The sequence below is a fragment of the Levilactobacillus namurensis genome, from assembly GCF_032197885.1.
GTDB lineage: Bacteria > Bacillota > Bacilli > Lactobacillales > Lactobacillaceae > Levilactobacillus > Levilactobacillus namurensis_A.
Genome location: NZ_CP134160.1, coordinates 1 through 17,274, shown reverse-complemented (window position 1 = coordinate 17,274; position 17,274 = coordinate 1). Strand labels below are relative to the sequence as shown.

The window sequence follows — 17,274 nt, the reverse complement described above, 5'->3', positions numbered from 1 at the left end:
TCATCTATGCGTTCATCATTCGCAAAGTCTATTTATGTAGGCGCTGCAGTGTTAGGTTTAGCTGGTCTTTCAGCTGTTACTACCACTACTGCAAGTGCTAAGAGCTACGCAACTGCAGGCTCATACACTGCCCTTACTAAGGGTCAAAATGTTTTGGTAAACGGTACTCATGCTATTTACTCAAAGCCAGGTACTGTTAAGGGTGCTAAGGTTGTTGCTTCTAAGAAGACAGTTGCTAAGTTAGCTGCTTCAAAGAAGTCCAACGACACTTTCTACGCATACGGTACTAAGACTACTAACCGTGGTTCCGTATACTACAAGATTGTTACCATGGACAAGAAGTACCGTGGTTACATCTACGGTGGTAAGACTGCCGGCGCTTTTGCTGGCGGTATCAAGACCACTGATACTTTGACTACTGTTGCTAATCCAGTACGTACTACTGGTTATTACTTGAAGGATATTTCAAAGCATACTCTTTGGACTGCTCCTAAGAATACTGATATCCATGCCAAGAAGGTTAGCCTTTACGGTGTTGCCAAGACTGATCCATTCACAGTTGATAAGGCCGCAACTAAGACTAAAGAAGGTTCTTTATACTATCACGTAACTGATAGCAAGAATTCTTCAATCTCTGGTTGGATCTACGCTGGCAAGGGATACGATACCAATAAGCAAGACTTAGGTGGTTTGACGTTGTCCTTTAGTGACGTTGCCCTAACCAATGATAACAGTGTCACTGTTGTTTATAACGGTACTGGTAGAAAAGCTGTATTCGTTTCTACTGACAAGGACGCCAAAGCAGGTAAACTTGTAAATAATGCTAAGAATGCTGCAGGTCAAACTTTGAGCGAGTTTGTAAAGAGCAGTGCTCCTGCTGGTTATCGCGTAGTCGGTGCTTACACTAATGGTGCACAATACGGTAATAATGTTTATGTTAATGTTACAGAATCCGCTACTTCAAAGGTTGCTTTGTATGTAAACCAAGTGGATAATGGTAATGTTAAAGTTGCAGGTGCACTGAATGTAAACTCATCAATTTCAGCTTCTGATCTTTCCATTAAGATGGATACTAGTCTTTTAACTGGTGTTAAGAATAGCTTAATTTCTGATAACTTAACCAAGATTAGTAACTCACTTGATGAAAACGGTACAGTTAAGGGAACTAAGACTTACTATACAAACGCAGGTAAGGCTTATCATTATGAATTTACATTTGAATCAACACCATTTAATAGTGATAACCGTAATGCTTCATACGGGGATACTTTAAAGGCCGGTTTTGGTGCTAAATTAGTTGAAGGCAGTGCCACGAGTAACCCAACCGATAATAGCTGGATTGCTTAGTCAGTTTAACTAGTTTTTTAAAAGGGAAACCCATTTGGGTTTCCCTTTTTTATACATAAGATTAAAAGTGTTTTCCATGCATGTTAACTGGTTCAGACAATTTAGGTTTAATTTTCCTACATGGTATCTTATCTTTATGTCGCTTATATAGCAAGTAGAAGCATGTACCGGCAATGATCAATAACGCTGGCCATGACGTAACAATCTTCCATACGTCTATTAGCAGTATGATGCCTATGATCCACCATATCCACTGCGTGAAGAACTTGTATCCTGCCCATATAACTATGAGTGTTAGTAGTAAAAGCATTGCGAGCGCCCCCCCCTAATGGATTTATTTATCTTCTAAAAAGTCCCATAGCATTATTCTCCTAGAACGGGTCCAGCTTTTACCGACTTCCGTATCTGGTCTTATATAGTTATAATACCGCTAATCCTGAGGACTGGCGGTATTATTTTTTAATTAATCAACTGATTACACAGGACTCGGACCCATGACCAACCACCCGGCTAATCAAACGTATGTTCTTTTTGAGTGCTAAGAGAATCCCCGTGTAGGGGACTTACGAGAACACAACGCCTAATACTTTGACGCCAGTCTCTTTATCAACTTTGATATTAGGATATTGTGGGTTGAGTGATACCAGCATAGCTTCACCATCAACTACTGACAGCTTTTTCAGATACGCGCAACCGTCCATAACCGCGGCAATGATCTGACCATCACGGTAATCGTCTTCCTTCTTGACGAAGACAACTTGCTTATCCTGGTAAACCGGTTCCATTGAGTGGCCGTTTATCTGGAAGGCATAGTCATAATTGCTAGGGACGGGCTTATGTACGGTTACAGTGAATGGCTTAGTAGAATCATCAAGGAACTCACCCACACCAGCAGAGAGGACACCGCTGGCGGTAATTTCGAGGGTATCATCGTTCTTGGGGAACTTGATGACGTTTTGATTATTGTTTTGCTGTTCCTTTAATTGATTAGAAATGTAATTGTAAGAAGCTTGTTGACGTTTTAGGTTTAGTTGATTAAAAATACTTAACACATCAAGCTTAGGAGAGGACACCTCGTTCTCATTGCGCAAATCTTTGTTCATGAGATCATCTAAATTAACATTAAAAATGTGTGCAATATCAGAAAGCACACCAGCTTTTGGCTGATATTTTCCTTTTTCCCATTCGCTGATTGAGGAGGTACTCTTACGTCCCAACTTTATAGCAAGTTCAATTTGACTCATATTATTTTTTTCTCGCAGGTATTTCAGATTATCAGAAAACATTTTTAATTTCCCTCCCTTAATTTATAAGCTAATTATAGCATTGTTTCATAAAAACCGAAAGGCATTTCCGAAACATAATTTCGGATTTTCCGATTTTTCAGGTTGACTTCGGAAAATCCGAAGTGTATATTAGTAACTGTAAACAAGAGGAGATGAAGCGATGGTTAAGGAAGAAAAGTTTACTCTTTCGCAATGGCGAGGAATTAGAGGCATGTCAAAGGCTGATTTATCAAGGGAAACGGGCATTACTGAACGGACGATTTCTAGCTATGAAAGTGATGTTTATTCACTACGAAAGGCTAACTATGATCGACTAGATGAACTGGCAAAAGCTTTGCATGTTTCTGTAAACGATATTTTTTTAAACCCGACTTCGGAAAAACCGAAGTTTCCTATCGAACAACCAGTATAGAAAGGAATGAACCACATGAATGAATTAGTAATTATGAAAGACAAACAAGCAGTTACTAGTAGCCTGAAAGTAGCAGAAACATTTGGTAAGAATCACCGTGATGTGTTGCGAGCAATTGACGACCTGAAAGATGTGCGCAATTTTGCGCAGATGTTCTCGGAAACCAATTTACCCGATTCTTATGGTCGGAACCGACGCGGATATTACTTGAACCGTGATGGTTTCACCTTACTAGCAATGGGATTCACTGGTAGCAAAGCGCTTCAATTCAAGCTACAGTACATTGATGCATTCAACAAGATGGAACAGCAAGTTAAATTTCAAATTCCAGCTACGTTGCCAGAAGCATTACGTTTGGCCGCTGACCAAGCAGAGAAAATTTCAGTGCTGCAGCCCAAAGCAGACTACACCGACAAGATGTTAGCTAATCCAGGATTGGAAACAACATCGGTAATCGCTAAGAACTACGGCTACTCAGCGCGTGAGTTTAATAAGCTACTGCATGGATTAGGTATTCAATACAAGCAAGGTAAAACGTGGTTGCTGTATGCCAAGTATCAGGATCAAGGCTACACACATGTCGAACCCTACGGATACACCAACAGTGATGGTATTGAAAAGGTACGCAACACCATGAAGTGGACACAAAAAGGGCAAGAGTTCTTATACAGTTTCCTGAAATCGAAAGGAATTTTGCCACGTATTGAGCAGACAGCATAAGGAGGTGAGCTGATGGAAAAAGAAAAAGAGCAGTGTCCCCAAATAGAAATTGCTGGGAAACGCTACTCAAATATCACCGTCATTAACAAGGATCGCGAGCCTGTGGCAGTCATCGCAGCGGATGAACTAATTACCAAAAAAGGCTACAAAATCCTGTTTGATGTTGGTGAGGGTAACTAGCCAAGATTATTGTTCTTGGTCTTGTCAGGCTTAGAGACAGGCGTTTCAACACCGTTTATCATTTTGACTTTATATCCAACGTAATCTCCACTCTTAATTTTTTTGTTGAATTGAGCGCGAGTAAAATCTTCGCCGGTGAAGTTATCGTGAAACCTGGTATTTCGACCAGTCTTGTCTTCCTGAGTTACCTTGACACGTTTCGGCATAGCATTCACCTCCTTTGTGATAATTATGTCACTTAAAAGGCGGATAGAATTATTTTTTAAGCAAATTGAAGCTGAGCAGACAGCATAAGGAGGAAACAACATGAAGAAACTGATCAACGTCTTATGGGCAATTGAAAAAGACCTCAGTGTTATCGCAAGTAACACTGAAGTCCAAAATAAAAAGATACTAGTTAAAGCAAATGGTGAGGCTATTTCTCAGCGTCGTTCTTGAATTTCTCAAGATCACCGTAGAATGTTTTGACCATTGACATGACTTCATCGTGATCTGCTGCTTGCATTGAAACTCTATCGTTTCCGATAGCAGTCAAAGCATTAAAGTTCAATTCGTGTCCTGTTAACTCAATGGCTTTGTCCAACAAATACTTGTCCATTTATATCACCTCGATTAATTGGAATAACCCAAGTATACAACTGAAAGGAATGGTTATATGTACGAAGCTTATCTGCTAGTTGGCTTTCTAACCTTCTGGCTAACAGTAATTGTATTGATTGCCTCAGCCGGTTATCAGCTACGTAAGTCAGTGGTGCGTGCCGGCGGATGGGCACCATTTTGGAAAAACTTTTTTGGAATGGAGAATCAACATGAAAATTAATGTTGGTGACAAGGTCAGTTACGAAGATACGTATGCCGCAGGTATCAAGGTGGTGTCTGCTGGTGTTGGTAAAGTAGGAACTCAAGCCAGACGTTTACGGAAAGTCGAATAAGAAAATTGCTGTCATTAAGCAGCGTGGACATGAGCCATTTGAAATGTTCACTAACGGATTGGAGGTCGTTGATCGATGAAATTATGGCACAAAAAAAGAGCCCTGACCTGGCCGTCAGAACTCGAAAAGATGAAACGTTTGTCAAAACTATTCTATGACGATTCTACTCAGAAAGCGGGGCGTTGGCAATGGCTTTAGGCGGAACAAGCGCGGAATATGACCGAAAATTTGCTGAGCCTGTGGTCACGCACATTAATCAGACTGACGAGGAGCAAGCGCTCTTAGAACATAACGTCCATGTTGAGGCGCTGAAAACATTAGCAACAGATTTACGGAATTGCCTGGAACACGCCACTGACGAAAAGTATAAGCGGCATTTGGCAGTTAAGCTTGACCGCACTAATCAGCGATTAGAACAGTTACGAACGGAGGGATAAGTATGAATCTATACGAACTTGAGGGCAACTTATTGCATGTCGTTGAATTAGCCAATAGTGCCAAACCAGAAGATCAGCAGCTGTTTGCTGACACAATTGAAAGTTTACAAGACAGCATCGCTGACAAAGCAATTGGCTACGGCAAAGTTATTAATCAGCTGGTAGCTGATGAAAAGCAACTTGCAGATAAAATTAAACACGATCAAGAACGAAAGCGTGCGTTGTCCAACAATATTAGTCGGCTGAAATTGGCATTACAACACGGAATGGAAACAGCAGGTAAGGACAAAATCAAAGATATTGATCTGTCTATTTGGATTCAAAATAACCCTGTTAGCGTTGCTGTGACGGACGATAAACTTATTCCTGGTGAATTTACTGAGGTAGAAAAGAAACTGAATAAAACGGCCATTAAGCAGGCCCTCAATGATGGCGAAGAGGTTCCTGGCGCCAAGCTAGTACAGACACGGTCAATTCGAATCAAGTAGGAGGAAATTATGGAAAAAAGTGAATCAATTAAAAACTTGGCCACCAGTATGGCACAATTCCGTAAGAATTTACTCAAAGCGCAACCAAGTAAAGATGGAAAAAGTCATTATGGGAACTATGTAACTTTGGAAGACCTAACCGCTGCAGTAGATGGAGCGTTGCCAGAGTCGTTAGGTTATACGCAGGAAGCGACCAGCGATCCTAATGGTGTTTCTATTACGACTATGCTGTTTGATGCTAGTGGCGAGTACATTATTTACAATCCGCTTAGTATGCCAGTACAGCGTAAAGACGCGCAGGCATTCGGATCTGCCGAAACTTATGCACGACGATATAGTTTATCAGCCGCATTCGGTGTATCCGCTTCTAAAGATGACGATGGACAACAAGCAACTAAAGCGGCTCCTAGCAACCGTACGGCACAACAACCAGCTCATAGAAATAACGGGACACAACAAAACAATCGTCAACCCCTGCCTGTAACTAAACAGCAGGCCACAACACTTAATGGATTGTTTGAGGCAATGAGTAAGGCAGCAAGCGCCCCAATTGAAGCTGTTAGAAACGGTTATCTGGAAAAATTAAACGTTAGCCAGGTCAACGATTTGACGCATGATGGTGCTAACCAACTGATCAGCCTAGTGACTGCTCAATTAAAAAAACAAAGTGAGAAGGGGAATTCAAATGATTAATCGAGTAGTTTTAACTGGGCGACTAACCCGTGACGTGGATTTACGGTATACGCAAGGCGGTGCTGCTGTAGCTACTTTCAATCTGGCCGTTGATCGGCGGTTTACCAACCAACGAGGTGAGCGGGAAGCTGATTTTGTTAGTTGCGTTATCTGGCGTAAGTCGGCAGAAAACTTTGCCAACTTTTTCCACAAGGGCTCTCTTGTCGGCATTGAAGGACGTATTCAAACACGCAACTATGAAAATCAGCAAGGCCAACGCGTATACGTCACAGAAGTTATTGTTGAAAACTTCTCATTCTTAGAATCAAAAAACTCTACTGGTAACGGTAGTTATCAAAACAACCGGCCGAAAAATAATACGAGTGATCCGTTTGCTAACAACGCTGGCAATGTTGACATTCAGGATGATCAGTTACCATTCTGATTTGAGGTGATTAAATGCAGCGGTCACGATCGAAATACTTTGAACGTAATGGCAAGTCATACTTGTTAGTTGAGCTTGACCACCAGCCTAATTTAGACCATATCGAGACCGTTAGCGGTTCGCGTGACCAACTTTACCTAGATTGGGAACTAGCCGACACACGCAAAGCTAGACCGCAACAACGGCGTCTATTCTTTGCCCTGCTAAATGATATTGCTGATTACTTCGTGGTGCCACAAGACTTCCTGAAAGCAATGTTTTATGGCCAATATCGTGAGTATACCAACGGTAATGAGATTAGCCTGTCAGACACGACAGAATCGTCTGTGAGCGATGCTAACGTGTTACTCGACCTAGTTATCGACTTCATGTTTACGTGGCGTGTACCGTTCAAACAAGGCTATGAATTGCTACCGAGAGAGCAAGAGTATTACCAATATCAGTGTTGCCGGCATCGTCGGTGCATGGTGTGTGGCCGTGAACATGCGGATATTAACCATGTTGATACGGTTGGGTCTGGCCGTGATCGGAATCATCTTGACCATACGCAACTACGAGTTAACTGTTTGTGTCGTGAGCACCATACAGAATGGCACAAAATCGGGCCGACAGCGTTTGGCGAGAAGCATCACATTCCGGTTACTGGGATCAAGCTGGACGAAGAAACGTTGGAAAAGATTGGAGTTAGAGGAGATTATGGCGAGACTCATAAAGAGCACTAATAATACTTACACGAACGTAAGCAATAAAGTTGTCAGAGATTCTAACCTTAGCTGGAAAGCAAGAGGAATATTCCTTTATCTTTGGAGCCAGGCGGACAACTGGAAATTCTACGTAAGTGAAATTGAGAAGCATTCAGTTGTTGATGGACGAGAATCCTTACAAAATGGGTTGAAGGAGCTGGAAAATGCTGGATATTTAATCAGATCTGTAAAATTTGATGAAGCTAAGCAAATAAAAGGAATGGAATGGTTTTTATCCGATTATCCGTCGAACGGGAAACCCGTCGGACGGGAAAGCCGTCCAAGGGAAAACCCGTCACTAAGAACTACCAATAATAAGAATTACCAAAAACAAGAAATACTAAATACAAGTAAAAACCATTGTGCAGCTAACGCAGCACCTGAGTTTTCTTGGCAATCTGTAATTGACTATCTCAACGAAAAGACTGGCAAGCATTTCAAACACACTAACACTAACAAGGGATTAGTTATGGCACGACAGCATGATGGATTTAGCGCCGAAGATATGCAAAAAGTAATAGACCATCAATGCAAACTGTGGCTCAACAATAAAGATATGGCTCAGTATTTAAGGCCATCTACTTTATTTAGAGCTAGTAAATTTGAAGGATATTTGAATGCAGTACCTGATGAACCAAAACATGAGGGCCGCGAGTATTGGACGGGAGGTTAATATGGAGCACGTTACTTTTGACAAGAGATATATTCAGCGGCTAGCCAATGCCCACCATGTTGACCTGAACCACTTGCCGACTAAAGAAGAATTAGATCGTAAGACGGCCGAACAAGCAACTCAACAATTGAAACGGGACAAAATGGCCCGGTACTATAGCTACTCGGTTTGGTCAGGAAACATACCGCTCAAATTCTCGTTTGGCAACTGGGATATTGCTAAGCAGGACAATCCACACTTAGCTAAATCACTAGGCAAGAAGGCATTCGTGTTGGCCAAGCAATTGGAAAACCAAAACTTTAACGTGGCTATGATGGGTGATCGTGGCGTTGGTAAAACGTCTTTAGCACTAGCTATGTTGGACCACCTGATGAGCCATGGACGTAGTGGTATGTTTGTATCAACTGCTGAACTGCTAAGAATGGTCAATGATAAATATGAGGACACTTCAATTCGTTCCAAACTACTCAACATAACGCGTTCAATGATTGAGGTTGATGTATTGGTACTAGATGATTTTGGCACAGAAGGCGGTATGACTGGCAACATTAAACCGGTTCATAAGGATCTGCAAGACATCATGTATCGGGTGTCTAACGCTAGAGTTGATTTTAACCACAACACTGCTAAGGGTATCACCATCATTACAACCAACAACACCAAAGGACAGCTGAAACAGATGTATGAAGGCAAGTTCATTGATCGCGTATATCCAGACAACCCAGAACAGCAACTTATTTTTGACGGCATGAAAGGGGTGCGTAACATATGAGTGAATGCCCATTGTGTCATGGCACTGGCGTTTTTCACCACTGCACGGCAAGCACCGTCACAGCTAGCCCATGTCCTAATTGCAATGAAGTTTTGAAAGAACGGCGTAAACTTGAATTTGAAGAACTAAGGAACGAGACAAAACGACTATTGAGAAAGGGGTAGAGGTGTATGTCATCAAACAAGAAAATGGCGGCCGCAATCAGGGAGGCTTATGCCAATTATGGCGACGATCCAGATGATTGGCCGGAAGATGTTAAAAAAGAGATCCGCGGTCAAACTGAGGAAGAACACACAGCAGAAAATAATGTGCTGCGCCACATGATTTTACACGGATATACCAACAAATATATTGCACAAGAACGGTCCAATAAACCGAAATATATACAGCAATTACGTGACAGAATGCGAAAACGTGACGAATTGGATTACCAAGCCACACCAGATGAGCTGACACAACTGAAATACAACGTCAAACACATGAACAAGCCTAATAATAAAGGAGTCGCTAGTGTTATGCACCGTGATAAGGATTGGGTGCGCTGTATGCGAGAGAAGCTACGGGAGGCAGCCAATGAAGCACGGTGATAAGGTGTATTACCATCGGCGCCACGATAAACAGCCTGCTACATGGATATGCTGGATTACGCGTGGTGATAGGCGGTTAGCGATGATTAAAGTTGAAGGTAGCCACAGGCATATTGAGGTGGCACCGAGTGATGTTGAGATTGGGAGGGCGAACGATGACACACGAACAGATCGAGTATCGCAATTACGTGCTGCAAGGCATGGAAAGCTATGACGGCGATGTGGCACAGGCGTTAGTGTGGTGTGGCAATCACTTTATCAAGTTGAGCAATAGCCAACGCAGCGCGATTAACAAGCTGTCAGCGAAGGAACGAAACCAGGTTATCCATGAGCTGACGATGGTATTCATGTAGGAGGACGTATGGATAAAACACGAGACGTAATGAACGGTAACCAGCGTATGTTACTTAGCTATCTGGAATCATTAGTGCCAAAAGATGATGTGCTTATGGGACTAGCTGTATTCCAATCAAAATTAAGCAATCACAGCGTTCCTAAGGAAGTTTACATTGCTTTGGGTATGCTGAGCAATGCGGAGATTACTAACGTGCTACACGAGCTGACACGGCCATTTTAGGAGGAATGATCATGATCGATATGCGAATCAGTGAGTATCACATTACGAGTGAACCACGAAATTACATTGTGTCACTAGCTAAGATTAATGACGATGGAACGCCTAAAACTATCACAACTAAGACTGGAAAGGCTTTTAATGAGCGCATTTTGGGCTACTACAACTCTATGCCACTAGCTTTGCAGGCGGTTGCTAAGGATATGATGAAACGTGGAGATGAGCGCGTTACAAGCGTTGAGCAGTACGTACAAAAGGCCAAGTCAGTAGATGCGGAACTCAACCATTCGGTTTATGAGCATGGGTTAGAGCTGGAAAAGCAATCACAAAATATTTAGACAGCAAAAAAGGGCCACTTACCGGCAGCCCTTACCCCAAATTGACTATTTAAATTAACTCTTACTCCGCAGCCAACGAATGAAATATTATGCCATTAACATTAAAGCAAACTTAAAATAAGCTTAAGATGGAGGAATGATGGGTGAAACGATCAACGATTAGAACAGTAGAAGATATTCTGCGTGATTATCCTAAGATTGATAAGTACATTGAACAACGTGCGCAGGAGTTACGTTATCCGGTAACACCAGTTGATGAGAACGTTGGCGGCGGTCGAGCACAGAACGGATTCAACGACAGAACAGACCGATTAATTATAACGCTGGATGAGGACAAACGGATTAACGCACTCAAAAAGCAGCGTCAGGTTATCGATGACTGCTTAGATGAAGTGGGAGAAGATACCGAGATTATTATTGACGAACTGTATTTCAGAAAACGGCCTCGATATACGATTGATGGGTTAATCACTAATGGATTGATCCATGTAAGCCGTAGAAAGGCATTTTATTTAAAAAAGCAGTTCATACATGATTGTGCTAAAGAATTAGGGCTGTATGATTTATAAAATCGTGCACTAATTGCGCACTTTTGACCCCTAATTTGGGTGTAAATTGGTACCATAAGCGATTGATGAAATGGGCGTGCATAGCTCAACGGCAGAGTAAAGAAGATACGGGTTCGACTCCCGTTGCACGTATTGCAATTAAGTTAGGTCCCGTAATGTATAAAGGCTAGTACGCACAACTTATAATTGTGAAATGTTTTGGGTTCGATTCCCACCGGGACCATTGGTCAGCAACCGCGGTATTGCGCAATCCCAAAATGCGAGTTCTATACGCTAAGCTAAAAGCGTAAGTCGACGGGTGGTTGAAACGTGGCTGAATAAATTCCCCACTAATGGGGACTGCCCACGTCAGGAGGTTCATTACCGCGTGTGGTTCGATTCCACACCAATCACATACACGGTCGTCTCAAACGAGGCGGCCTTTTAGTTCGGAAGTGATGTAATGAGAAACTATCAACGGGACAACTCGTGTTGGGACTTAATATTCGGCCTGCTGATGGTGCTACTCATTATCGTGTTGGGAGTGTGGCTTCATGCGACACACTGAGTATGGTTATGCTAGCCCAATAGAAGATTATTGCTATCGTGACTTAGAGCGTTGGTTGGCTGATAAGAAGAAACGTGAGCGTCGTGCTGATAAGCATGGCGCTTTTAATTTGGAATCGAAAGGAAAACATAGCCAAGATGAAAGTAAAAGATAAATGGAAGCGTGGACTGCCATACGTTGGCAACAAGGGACAGAAGGTTGAACAAATTATGGAATCCTTACCCAATGGCAAACGATTTGTTGATGTATTTGGCGGTGGTGGATGTGTTAGCTTGACAGCTGCTTCATCTGGTAAATACGAAGAAGTAATATATAATGACCGAAGAAAAACTGTAGTTGAGCTATTAAGAGCATTAGTCAATGATGAACCGCATTTCAACCTGATGGATTACGTAGCATTAACACGAGAACAATTTTTTGATTGGCGAGATAATCAACCTGATTCGATCGAACGAACGTTAGTGTTAATTGCTTATTCATTTAGCAATAATCAGAGTACTTATTTGTGGAATAAAAAGAATGAAGAGGAAAAGTTATTGCTAACTAGGGCCCTCTTTTACGGAAACACTGGGACGGAATTTGACCAATTATATAGCTATTCTTTAAATGCTAATACAATTAGTGAGAAGTACAGATTATTCCATAAATGGCGACGAGAACAAATGAATATTAGTTCTCGTTATGATTTGCTGCAACAACTGCAACAACTGGAACAACTGGAACGGCTGCAACAACTGCAACAACTGGAACGGCTGCAACAACTGGAACAACTGCAACAACTGGAGCGACTGCAGCGACTGCAATATTCCGTAAATGACTATCGCGAACTAGTCATCGATACTGATGACGTTGTTTATTGTGATCCGCCATACGTTGGGACTCAGCATGATTATGGTGGATTCGACCATAAAGCATTCGAGAATTGGTATCTACATGAATGCCCAGCAAAAGAAATTTATATTAGCGAATACACAAAGCTACCTCATACCGAGGTGGCTTTTAATTTTGGCAAGAAAACAAACTTTTCTGCAGCAGGCAAACGTAGAGATGAGTTGCTGCTAAGAGTAGTCCATTAGACGCCATGATGCACGAGGATGGGCTTGACAACATTTGAAACGATAAAAGATTGTAAATCCATTAGACAATATGTTAGACAGCACACTAGCTAGTAATGATCTTGCCAAGTGGTATTAATTCCAATTATACAAAGGTGGTGGTGATCATGCCAAGGGTAAGACGCTGTAGACAACCAGGGTGCCATGACGTGGGGCAACCATAAGCAAGCACAGGAGGTCATTGACCATGAAAGTAACTATTGATAGTAACATCGGTGAAAATCAACAAAATGTGAAGTTCGAAGGTAAGGTCGAAGATTGTATCAAGATTCTATCGAAGATTGGGTACGGTGATGATCAGAAATCAAAAGAAGATACAGAAAATTTGTACAAAAAAATAACGGAAAATGTGCTTAAGTATTAAGAAACGAAATTCTAAAGGACGGAGGCGTGGTGATATGTAATGACACGTAAATTAACAGCAAAACAGCGCAAGTTTGCTAACGAATTCATTAAAACTAACAACGCATATAAATCAGCTATAAAAGCAGGCTACGCAAAGGGTACAGCTCGCAACGCAACTAAACAATTACTGGAAAACACTGGAATTCATGAATATATCATTAAAAAGACTGAAAATGTTGAAAAACACGAATCTGATGAAGCTGATGAAGTGCTCAAAAACGTCTATCGAATTGCTGCTGGTAAGCCTATCAAACGTGATTTTGTTCAAACCGACAACTTAAAAAAAGAAATTGCTTTGAGAGGCGTGAAAAAGGAATCTAAGCCAACAGCTACTATGAGATCTGGATATGAAACGAATGAGACCACTATAACGCCAGCGGCCACTAAAGAGCAGGTAGCTGCAGCTGAACTGTGGTTCAAACTAAATGGCAAGCTCAAAAATGACAGCAAAGAGGTCGAAGAACAAAAGATTCGCAAGCTAGAAGCTGAAGCTGATGTGGCAGAACAAAAGGCTCGTGATGCTAGAAGCGGTGGCCAAGATGTTGGTAAGCAGTTTGACAAGATGTTCGAGCGGTTGAAGGAGGACAGCGACAAATGACAACTTATGCCGATTTGAAGTATACAAAGAAGCAAGTTGAAGTCTTCAAGCAGTTTGACCGTGACGACTGGTCGCTAATGATCAACAGTGGGGCCGTTGGTTCTGGCAAGACGGTCATTGACAATGACATGTTCTTGCGTGAGCTACTGCGGATTGGCAAGTTAGCCCAATCAATGGATAAGAAAGCGCAATACATTCTAGCCGGATTTTCTAGTAAGACGATCGCTAACAACGTGCTGCAAGAAATCATGCAGGCTTACCCTATGCTTAATATTAAGTTTGATGTGCATGGTGCTTTTGAATTGTTTGGCGTGCGGGTTGTACAAGCCTATACGGGTTCAATTGCTGGTATGGCATCTATTCGTGGTATGAATGCCTGGGGAGCTTATATTAATGAAATGTCATTAGCTAATGAACAAGTATTCACAGAAATTCGTAATCGTGTTCGTGGATTTGAAGGGGCTAGAATCATTGGTGATACCAACCCAGATACGCCAACCCATTGGCTTAAGCGAAAGTACATTGATCAGGCTAAGGACGAGTCAAAGGGTATCATTTACAATCATTTCACGATGGACGACAATACATTTTTGCCTAAGAAGTACGTGCATGATATGAAGGCTCAAATGAGCGGCATGTTCTATGATCGCAGTATCTTAGGATTATGGGTTGCTGGTGAAGGCCTGGTCTATCAAGACTTTGACAAATCAAAGAATCTAATTACTCGCGCCGAGTTTGATAAACGAACTGCTGATCAACAGTTAACGTACTATTGTGGCGTCGATTGGGGCTACGAGCACGATACGTCGCTTGTGGTGCTTGCTGACGATAATCAGGGTAATACGTACTTGGTTGAGGAACACACCGGTAATTTACAACAGATTGACCATTGGGTTAATGTCGCTAAGCAGATACAGCAAGACTATGGGCACAATATTCCATTTTATTGTGACACAGCCCGGGTTGAACATATTGATGAGTTCAAGGAAAACAACATCAACGCTCAGTATGCGTATAAATCAGTTTTAAAGGGCATTGAACAAGTTGCGGGGCTTATTAAGCAGCATAAGTTTATGGCTGTTCAAGAAGGCATACAGCAGTTCTTAGACGAGGTGTATCAGTACGTCTGGAATGACAAAACGGGTGAGCCGGTTAAAGAGCATGACCATGTCATGGACGCTGTACGATATGCGATTGCAACCAAGCTGTGGAATCAAAATAACAAACAACCGGATAACAGTTATAACGATCAGACAAAGCTATTAGCTGATAATGGGTTGATCGATTACCCTGATGATTTTTGGTAATTTATTCATGTCTAAAATAGACACTCAAAATGGACAGTTGATTAAACAATTAAAAAGCAGGTCTTAAGCTTACGGGTTTTGGTTTTATAGGGGATTTGGCCTTTTAAGTTGTAATGTCTATATAGAGTACACCTAGATTGGACATTTAAGCATAGGTTTTGAGGTGAAATTGATGGCAAAGCTCATGACGATGGAAGAGTGGAAAAAACAAGCAACTACCAAGGACACAGCGCCGCTTGATATGAATGTGTTTGAGCCGATGCTTAATGGTAAACCACTTGAATTTACCGATAGAGGCATTACTTATTCAGTGCCAATTGGCTTAGATGTCAAATATATTATTGAAGCGATGGCAGAACTGATTAACGAGAATATTAACGAAGAAGATAAGACGGTCAGCGACTCTAATAGGTTGCTGGCCGTTAAGTTTGCACACAATTATTGCAAGCTGCATGAAAGCGAGGTGAACAATGATGGCAGAGACAAACGACAAAACAGCTCACAGCCTGTCGATTAATCCTAAGCCAGACTCGATTAGCCTGCTAAACGGCAAACGTTATGGTGGGCGCTATGCGTTCGACACTAACCAAAGATACAGCATTCCGCAAGCAACCTGGGACGCTATTAAAGATACCCCAGCGGCGTTTGAAGAGTTAGTGCAGTGGTACGTTAACGATCACTACACAAATCAATTGCCACGAATTCTTGAATTGGAACGTTATTACCAAGCAGACAATAACATTCACTACTGGTTGTCTAACAAGAAGAGCCATCGAGCAGATAACCGTATCTCTAGTGCATTGGCGCGCTATATTACTAACATTCAAGTAGGATATGAGTTTGGCACGCCATTAACGTTCGGGTACCAAAACAAAGATGATGACACCGACACTGGCGAAGGGCCAATGCAAGCACTAGATGATTTTAATCAAACTAATGATGAACCGTATCACGAAAAGATTATGGGCAAGAACTTAGCGAATACTGGTCGTGCGTATGAACTGCTATATGTAGCAGACGGGTCAAAACGTCCACGAGTTACGGCAATCGATCCCAATAGTACGTTTGTAGTCTGGTCTACCGACGTAGAACCCGTAGAACTATTTGCTGTGCGTTATTACGTCGTTAAGGTGGCAGATGAAACAAACTATCAAGTTGAAGTCTATACGGATAAGAACATTTATCACTTTAAAGCGGGGGACGAACCCGATAGTGATTGGACTCTGACAGACACCGAAGAACACTTTTTCCAACAAGTACCGTTAACTGAATATAGCTTAAATGAAGAACGCGTGGGCGCTTGGGAGACTAAACTTGATGAAATTGATGCCTATGACCAAGCGTTATCCGAAATGGCTAACAGCCAAGAAGACTTTAGCAATTCAATGCTGATGATCAACGGGAAAGTTGCCAACAATTCCGGTAAGTCAGAGCAAAAACTAGGACCAGACGGCCAGCCAGTTTACATTGACAATGTGAGTGGTGGATATACAAATGAATCCACAACCAACGGGAAAAGCAATGCACCCGTTATGGTTGAAAAGGTGCTTGATAGCAACACAAACGTTTTGTATCTACGGCCATATGTCCAGAAAAATCCAAACGGATCGCCAACTATTGTGCCAACATCGGCAGCTTATCTGACTAAGTCGTTGAATGCTAGTGAGTGGCAAATTTACATTAACCAATTGTTATCCGACATTCATAAGGACACAAATACACCCGACACAACTGACCAAAACTTTGCAGCCAATGCGTCGGGCGTAGCCATGGCTTACAAGCTATGGGGCAGTGACCAAGAGATGGCTATGTCGGAAACACTTTATCAGCGTGGTATACGGCGTCGGTTGCGGTTACTAATGACGTATTGGAGCTATCTCAAAAATAACGACGTTACGATCACCGCTGAAAACAATCCGGCCGACAATGTGACAATCGCATTCACGCCTAATCTGCCTAAGAACAATCAGGAAACGATGACACTTATTCAAGGTCTCAATCAGACGGGCAAATTTTCTGCAGAAACATTGCGTAATTTAGCTGAACCGATTACTGGGATTCCGGCTGATCAAGAAAAGCAACGAGTAGATGATGAGTCTGGCGATCAAGATGAACGAACAACAAATA

Annotated in this window: 29 protein-coding genes and 1 tRNA gene; 27 read left to right on the top strand and 3 right to left on the bottom strand. The window is 42.0% G+C overall.

Annotated elements, in window-relative coordinates; genetic code table 11:
- Positions 1-6 precede the first annotated feature (6 nt).
- On the top strand, positions 7-1,347 hold the full coding sequence (locus RIN67_RS12810; RefSeq protein ID WP_313872963.1) for an S-layer protein: 1,341 nt from the start codon (positions 7-9) through the stop codon (positions 1,345-1,347).
- 563 nt (positions 1,348-1,910) lie between these two features.
- Here RIN67_RS12810 and RIN67_RS12805 read toward each other — a convergent pair.
- Positions 1,911-2,633, bottom strand: coding sequence for an XRE family transcriptional regulator (locus RIN67_RS12805; RefSeq protein ID WP_313826191.1), 723 nt, complete (start codon positions 2,631-2,633; stop codon positions 1,911-1,913).
- A 160-nt stretch (positions 2,634-2,793) separates the two neighbouring features.
- Here RIN67_RS12805 and RIN67_RS12800 point away from each other — a divergent pair, with 160 nt between their 5' ends.
- The 3 genes from RIN67_RS12800 to RIN67_RS12790 are packed head-to-tail and all read left to right on the top strand — an operon-like array spanning position 2,794 to position 3,945.
- Positions 2,794-3,045, top strand: a complete 252-nt coding sequence (locus RIN67_RS12800; protein ID WP_203639916.1) for a helix-turn-helix transcriptional regulator — start codon at positions 2,794-2,796, stop codon at positions 3,043-3,045.
- Between the two features lie 15 nt (positions 3,046-3,060).
- Positions 3,061-3,765, top strand: a complete 705-nt coding sequence (locus RIN67_RS12795; protein ID WP_233741343.1) for a Rha family transcriptional regulator — start codon at positions 3,061-3,063, stop codon at positions 3,763-3,765.
- 12 nt (positions 3,766-3,777) lie between these two features.
- Positions 3,778-3,945: a hypothetical protein gene (locus RIN67_RS12790; protein WP_159074733.1), complete on the top strand. Its 168-nt coding sequence runs from the start codon at positions 3,778-3,780 to the stop codon at positions 3,943-3,945.
- Here RIN67_RS12790 and RIN67_RS12785 read toward each other — a convergent pair.
- Positions 3,942-4,151 carry a hypothetical protein gene (locus RIN67_RS12785; protein ID WP_233741342.1) on the bottom strand — a complete coding sequence of 70 codons (210 nt, stop codon included), beginning with the start codon at positions 4,149-4,151 and terminating at the stop codon, positions 3,942-3,944. The two genes, RIN67_RS12790 and RIN67_RS12785, sit on opposite strands and share 4 nt — an antisense overlap.
- 100 nt (positions 4,152-4,251) lie before the next feature.
- Between RIN67_RS12785 and RIN67_RS12780 the strand changes: the two genes are divergently transcribed.
- Positions 4,252-4,383 (top strand): hypothetical protein, encoded by a 132-nt coding sequence (locus RIN67_RS12780; RefSeq protein ID WP_263851898.1) that lies wholly within the window; start codon positions 4,252-4,254, stop codon positions 4,381-4,383.
- Here the strand turns inward: RIN67_RS12780 and RIN67_RS12775 are convergent.
- Positions 4,361-4,543, bottom strand: coding sequence for a hypothetical protein (locus tag RIN67_RS12775; protein ID WP_084995037.1), 183 nt, complete (start codon positions 4,541-4,543; stop codon positions 4,361-4,363). The two genes, RIN67_RS12780 and RIN67_RS12775, sit on opposite strands and share 23 nt — an antisense overlap.
- Before the next feature lie 57 nt (positions 4,544-4,600).
- On the opposite strand from RIN67_RS12775, the gene RIN67_RS12770 reads away from it, so the two are divergent.
- From RIN67_RS12770 to RIN67_RS12665, 22 genes are all read left to right on the top strand, one after another.
- Positions 4,601-4,765, top strand: coding sequence for a hypothetical protein (locus RIN67_RS12770; protein ID WP_313872962.1), 165 nt, complete (start codon positions 4,601-4,603; stop codon positions 4,763-4,765).
- Complete coding sequence (locus tag RIN67_RS12765; RefSeq protein ID WP_313872961.1) at positions 4,755-4,877, top strand: hypothetical protein; 123 nt, start codon at positions 4,755-4,757, stop codon at positions 4,875-4,877. Before RIN67_RS12770 ends, RIN67_RS12765 begins: the two co-directional genes overlap by 11 nt.
- Before the next feature lie 182 nt (positions 4,878-5,059).
- Positions 5,060-5,314: a hypothetical protein gene (locus tag RIN67_RS12760; RefSeq protein WP_313872960.1), complete on the top strand. Its 255-nt coding sequence runs from the start codon at positions 5,060-5,062 to the stop codon at positions 5,312-5,314.
- 2 nt (positions 5,315-5,316) lie between these two features.
- Entirely contained in the window at positions 5,317-5,802 is a 486-nt protein-coding gene (locus tag RIN67_RS12755) for a siphovirus Gp157 family protein (RefSeq protein WP_108477718.1), read from the top strand.
- Positions 5,803-5,811: 9 nt separating this feature from the next.
- Positions 5,812-6,495: an ERF family protein gene (locus RIN67_RS12750; RefSeq protein WP_313872959.1), complete on the top strand. Its 684-nt coding sequence runs from the start codon at positions 5,812-5,814 to the stop codon at positions 6,493-6,495.
- Positions 6,488-6,919: a single-stranded DNA-binding protein gene (ssb, locus tag RIN67_RS12745; protein WP_313872958.1), complete on the top strand. Its 432-nt coding sequence runs from the start codon at positions 6,488-6,490 to the stop codon at positions 6,917-6,919. The genes RIN67_RS12750 and ssb overlap by 8 nt, the downstream gene beginning before the upstream one ends.
- Before the next feature lie 14 nt (positions 6,920-6,933).
- Positions 6,934-7,641 (top strand): putative HNHc nuclease, encoded by a 708-nt coding sequence (locus RIN67_RS12740; RefSeq protein WP_233670539.1) that lies wholly within the window; start codon positions 6,934-6,936, stop codon positions 7,639-7,641.
- Positions 7,616-8,335: a conserved phage C-terminal domain-containing protein gene (locus RIN67_RS12735; protein WP_233670538.1), complete on the top strand. Its 720-nt coding sequence runs from the start codon at positions 7,616-7,618 to the stop codon at positions 8,333-8,335. The genes RIN67_RS12740 and RIN67_RS12735 overlap by 26 nt, the downstream gene beginning before the upstream one ends.
- 1 nt (position 8,336) lies before the next feature.
- Positions 8,337-9,107, top strand: a complete 771-nt coding sequence (locus RIN67_RS12730) for an ATP-binding protein (protein ID WP_313826205.1) — start codon at positions 8,337-8,339, stop codon at positions 9,105-9,107.
- Between the two features lie 170 nt (positions 9,108-9,277).
- The gene (locus RIN67_RS12725) at positions 9,278-9,694 is read left to right on the top strand and encodes a hypothetical protein (RefSeq protein WP_313826206.1); all 417 of its coding nucleotides are present in this window, start codon (positions 9,278-9,280) and stop codon (positions 9,692-9,694) included.
- A gap of 155 nt (positions 9,695-9,849) precedes the next feature.
- Positions 9,850-10,047 (top strand): hypothetical protein, encoded by a 198-nt coding sequence (locus tag RIN67_RS12720; protein ID WP_313872957.1) that lies wholly within the window; start codon positions 9,850-9,852, stop codon positions 10,045-10,047.
- A gap of 8 nt (positions 10,048-10,055) precedes the next feature.
- Positions 10,056-10,271, top strand: a complete 216-nt coding sequence (locus tag RIN67_RS12715) for a hypothetical protein (RefSeq protein ID WP_168868680.1) — start codon at positions 10,056-10,058, stop codon at positions 10,269-10,271.
- Between the two features lie 11 nt (positions 10,272-10,282).
- Positions 10,283-10,606, top strand: coding sequence for a hypothetical protein (locus RIN67_RS12710; RefSeq protein WP_313826210.1), 324 nt, complete (start codon positions 10,283-10,285; stop codon positions 10,604-10,606).
- 143 nt (positions 10,607-10,749) lie between these two features.
- A complete protein-coding gene (locus RIN67_RS12705) occupies positions 10,750-11,175 on the top strand; it encodes a transcriptional regulator (protein ID WP_313826211.1) in 426 nt (141 codons plus the stop codon).
- 74 nt (positions 11,176-11,249) lie between these two features.
- Positions 11,250-11,307, top strand: a tRNA-OTHER gene (locus tag RIN67_RS12700).
- Positions 11,308-11,708: 401 nt separating this feature from the next.
- Positions 11,709-11,876, top strand: a complete 168-nt coding sequence (locus RIN67_RS12695; protein ID WP_313872956.1) for a hypothetical protein — start codon at positions 11,709-11,711, stop codon at positions 11,874-11,876.
- Complete coding sequence (locus RIN67_RS12690) at positions 11,860-12,798, top strand: DNA adenine methylase (protein ID WP_313872955.1); 939 nt, start codon at positions 11,860-11,862, stop codon at positions 12,796-12,798. Before RIN67_RS12695 ends, RIN67_RS12690 begins: the two co-directional genes overlap by 17 nt.
- A gap of 226 nt (positions 12,799-13,024) precedes the next feature.
- Positions 13,025-13,201, top strand: coding sequence for a hypothetical protein (locus RIN67_RS12685; protein ID WP_313872954.1), 177 nt, complete (start codon positions 13,025-13,027; stop codon positions 13,199-13,201).
- Between the two features lie 39 nt (positions 13,202-13,240).
- Entirely contained in the window at positions 13,241-13,840 is a 600-nt protein-coding gene (locus RIN67_RS12680) for a terminase small subunit (RefSeq protein WP_313872953.1), read from the top strand.
- Positions 13,837-15,147 carry a PBSX family phage terminase large subunit gene (locus RIN67_RS12675; RefSeq protein ID WP_313872952.1) on the top strand — a complete coding sequence of 437 codons (1,311 nt, stop codon included), beginning with the start codon at positions 13,837-13,839 and terminating at the stop codon, positions 15,145-15,147. The genes RIN67_RS12680 and RIN67_RS12675 overlap by 4 nt, the downstream gene beginning before the upstream one ends.
- Before the next feature lie 172 nt (positions 15,148-15,319).
- Positions 15,320-15,664, top strand: coding sequence for a hypothetical protein (locus RIN67_RS12670; protein ID WP_215811449.1), 345 nt, complete (start codon positions 15,320-15,322; stop codon positions 15,662-15,664).
- The coding region (locus RIN67_RS12665) for a phage portal protein (RefSeq protein ID WP_313872951.1) at positions 15,621-17,274 on the top strand (1,654 nt) is incomplete at its 3' end. The genes RIN67_RS12670 and RIN67_RS12665, both read left to right, overlap by 44 nt.

Excerpts from the sequence above, each read along its gene's own strand:
- RIN67_RS12810 (WP_313872963.1), top strand. The coding sequence starts at position 7 with ATGCGTTCATCATTCGCAAAGTCTATTTATGTAGGCGCTGCAGTGTTA.
- RIN67_RS12805 (WP_313826191.1), bottom strand. The coding sequence starts at position 2,633 with ATGTTTTCTGATAATCTGAAATACCTGCGAGAAAAAAATAATATGAGT.
- RIN67_RS12800 (WP_203639916.1), top strand. The coding sequence starts at position 2,794 with ATGGTTAAGGAAGAAAAGTTTACTCTTTCGCAATGGCGAGGAATTAGA.
- RIN67_RS12795 (WP_233741343.1), top strand. The coding sequence starts at position 3,061 with ATGAATGAATTAGTAATTATGAAAGACAAACAAGCAGTTACTAGTAGC.
- RIN67_RS12790 (WP_159074733.1), top strand. The coding sequence starts at position 3,778 with ATGGAAAAAGAAAAAGAGCAGTGTCCCCAAATAGAAATTGCTGGGAAA.
- RIN67_RS12785 (WP_233741342.1), bottom strand. The coding sequence starts at position 4,151 with ATGCCGAAACGTGTCAAGGTAACTCAGGAAGACAAGACTGGTCGAAAT.
- RIN67_RS12780 (WP_263851898.1), top strand. The coding sequence starts at position 4,252 with ATGAAGAAACTGATCAACGTCTTATGGGCAATTGAAAAAGACCTCAGT.
- RIN67_RS12775 (WP_084995037.1), bottom strand. The coding sequence starts at position 4,543 with ATGGACAAGTATTTGTTGGACAAAGCCATTGAGTTAACAGGACACGAA.
- RIN67_RS12770 (WP_313872962.1), top strand. The coding sequence starts at position 4,601 with ATGTACGAAGCTTATCTGCTAGTTGGCTTTCTAACCTTCTGGCTAACA.
- RIN67_RS12765 (WP_313872961.1), top strand. The coding sequence starts at position 4,755 with ATGAAAATTAATGTTGGTGACAAGGTCAGTTACGAAGATACGTATGCC.
- RIN67_RS12755 (WP_108477718.1), top strand. The coding sequence starts at position 5,317 with ATGAATCTATACGAACTTGAGGGCAACTTATTGCATGTCGTTGAATTA.
- RIN67_RS12750 (WP_313872959.1), top strand. The coding sequence starts at position 5,812 with ATGGAAAAAAGTGAATCAATTAAAAACTTGGCCACCAGTATGGCACAA.
- ssb (WP_313872958.1), top strand. The coding sequence starts at position 6,488 with ATGATTAATCGAGTAGTTTTAACTGGGCGACTAACCCGTGACGTGGAT.
- RIN67_RS12740 (WP_233670539.1), top strand. The coding sequence starts at position 6,934 with ATGCAGCGGTCACGATCGAAATACTTTGAACGTAATGGCAAGTCATAC.
- RIN67_RS12735 (WP_233670538.1), top strand. The coding sequence starts at position 7,616 with ATGGCGAGACTCATAAAGAGCACTAATAATACTTACACGAACGTAAGC.
- RIN67_RS12730 (WP_313826205.1), top strand. The coding sequence starts at position 8,337 with ATGGAGCACGTTACTTTTGACAAGAGATATATTCAGCGGCTAGCCAAT.
- RIN67_RS12725 (WP_313826206.1), top strand. The coding sequence starts at position 9,278 with ATGTCATCAAACAAGAAAATGGCGGCCGCAATCAGGGAGGCTTATGCC.
- RIN67_RS12720 (WP_313872957.1), top strand. The coding sequence starts at position 9,850 with ATGACACACGAACAGATCGAGTATCGCAATTACGTGCTGCAAGGCATG.
- RIN67_RS12715 (WP_168868680.1), top strand. The coding sequence starts at position 10,056 with ATGGATAAAACACGAGACGTAATGAACGGTAACCAGCGTATGTTACTT.
- RIN67_RS12710 (WP_313826210.1), top strand. The coding sequence starts at position 10,283 with ATGATCGATATGCGAATCAGTGAGTATCACATTACGAGTGAACCACGA.
- RIN67_RS12695 (WP_313872956.1), top strand. The coding sequence starts at position 11,709 with ATGCGACACACTGAGTATGGTTATGCTAGCCCAATAGAAGATTATTGC.
- RIN67_RS12690 (WP_313872955.1), top strand. The coding sequence starts at position 11,860 with ATGAAAGTAAAAGATAAATGGAAGCGTGGACTGCCATACGTTGGCAAC.
- RIN67_RS12685 (WP_313872954.1), top strand. The coding sequence starts at position 13,025 with ATGAAAGTAACTATTGATAGTAACATCGGTGAAAATCAACAAAATGTG.
- RIN67_RS12680 (WP_313872953.1), top strand. The coding sequence starts at position 13,241 with ATGACACGTAAATTAACAGCAAAACAGCGCAAGTTTGCTAACGAATTC.
- RIN67_RS12675 (WP_313872952.1), top strand. The coding sequence starts at position 13,837 with ATGACAACTTATGCCGATTTGAAGTATACAAAGAAGCAAGTTGAAGTC.
- RIN67_RS12670 (WP_215811449.1), top strand. The coding sequence starts at position 15,320 with ATGGCAAAGCTCATGACGATGGAAGAGTGGAAAAAACAAGCAACTACC.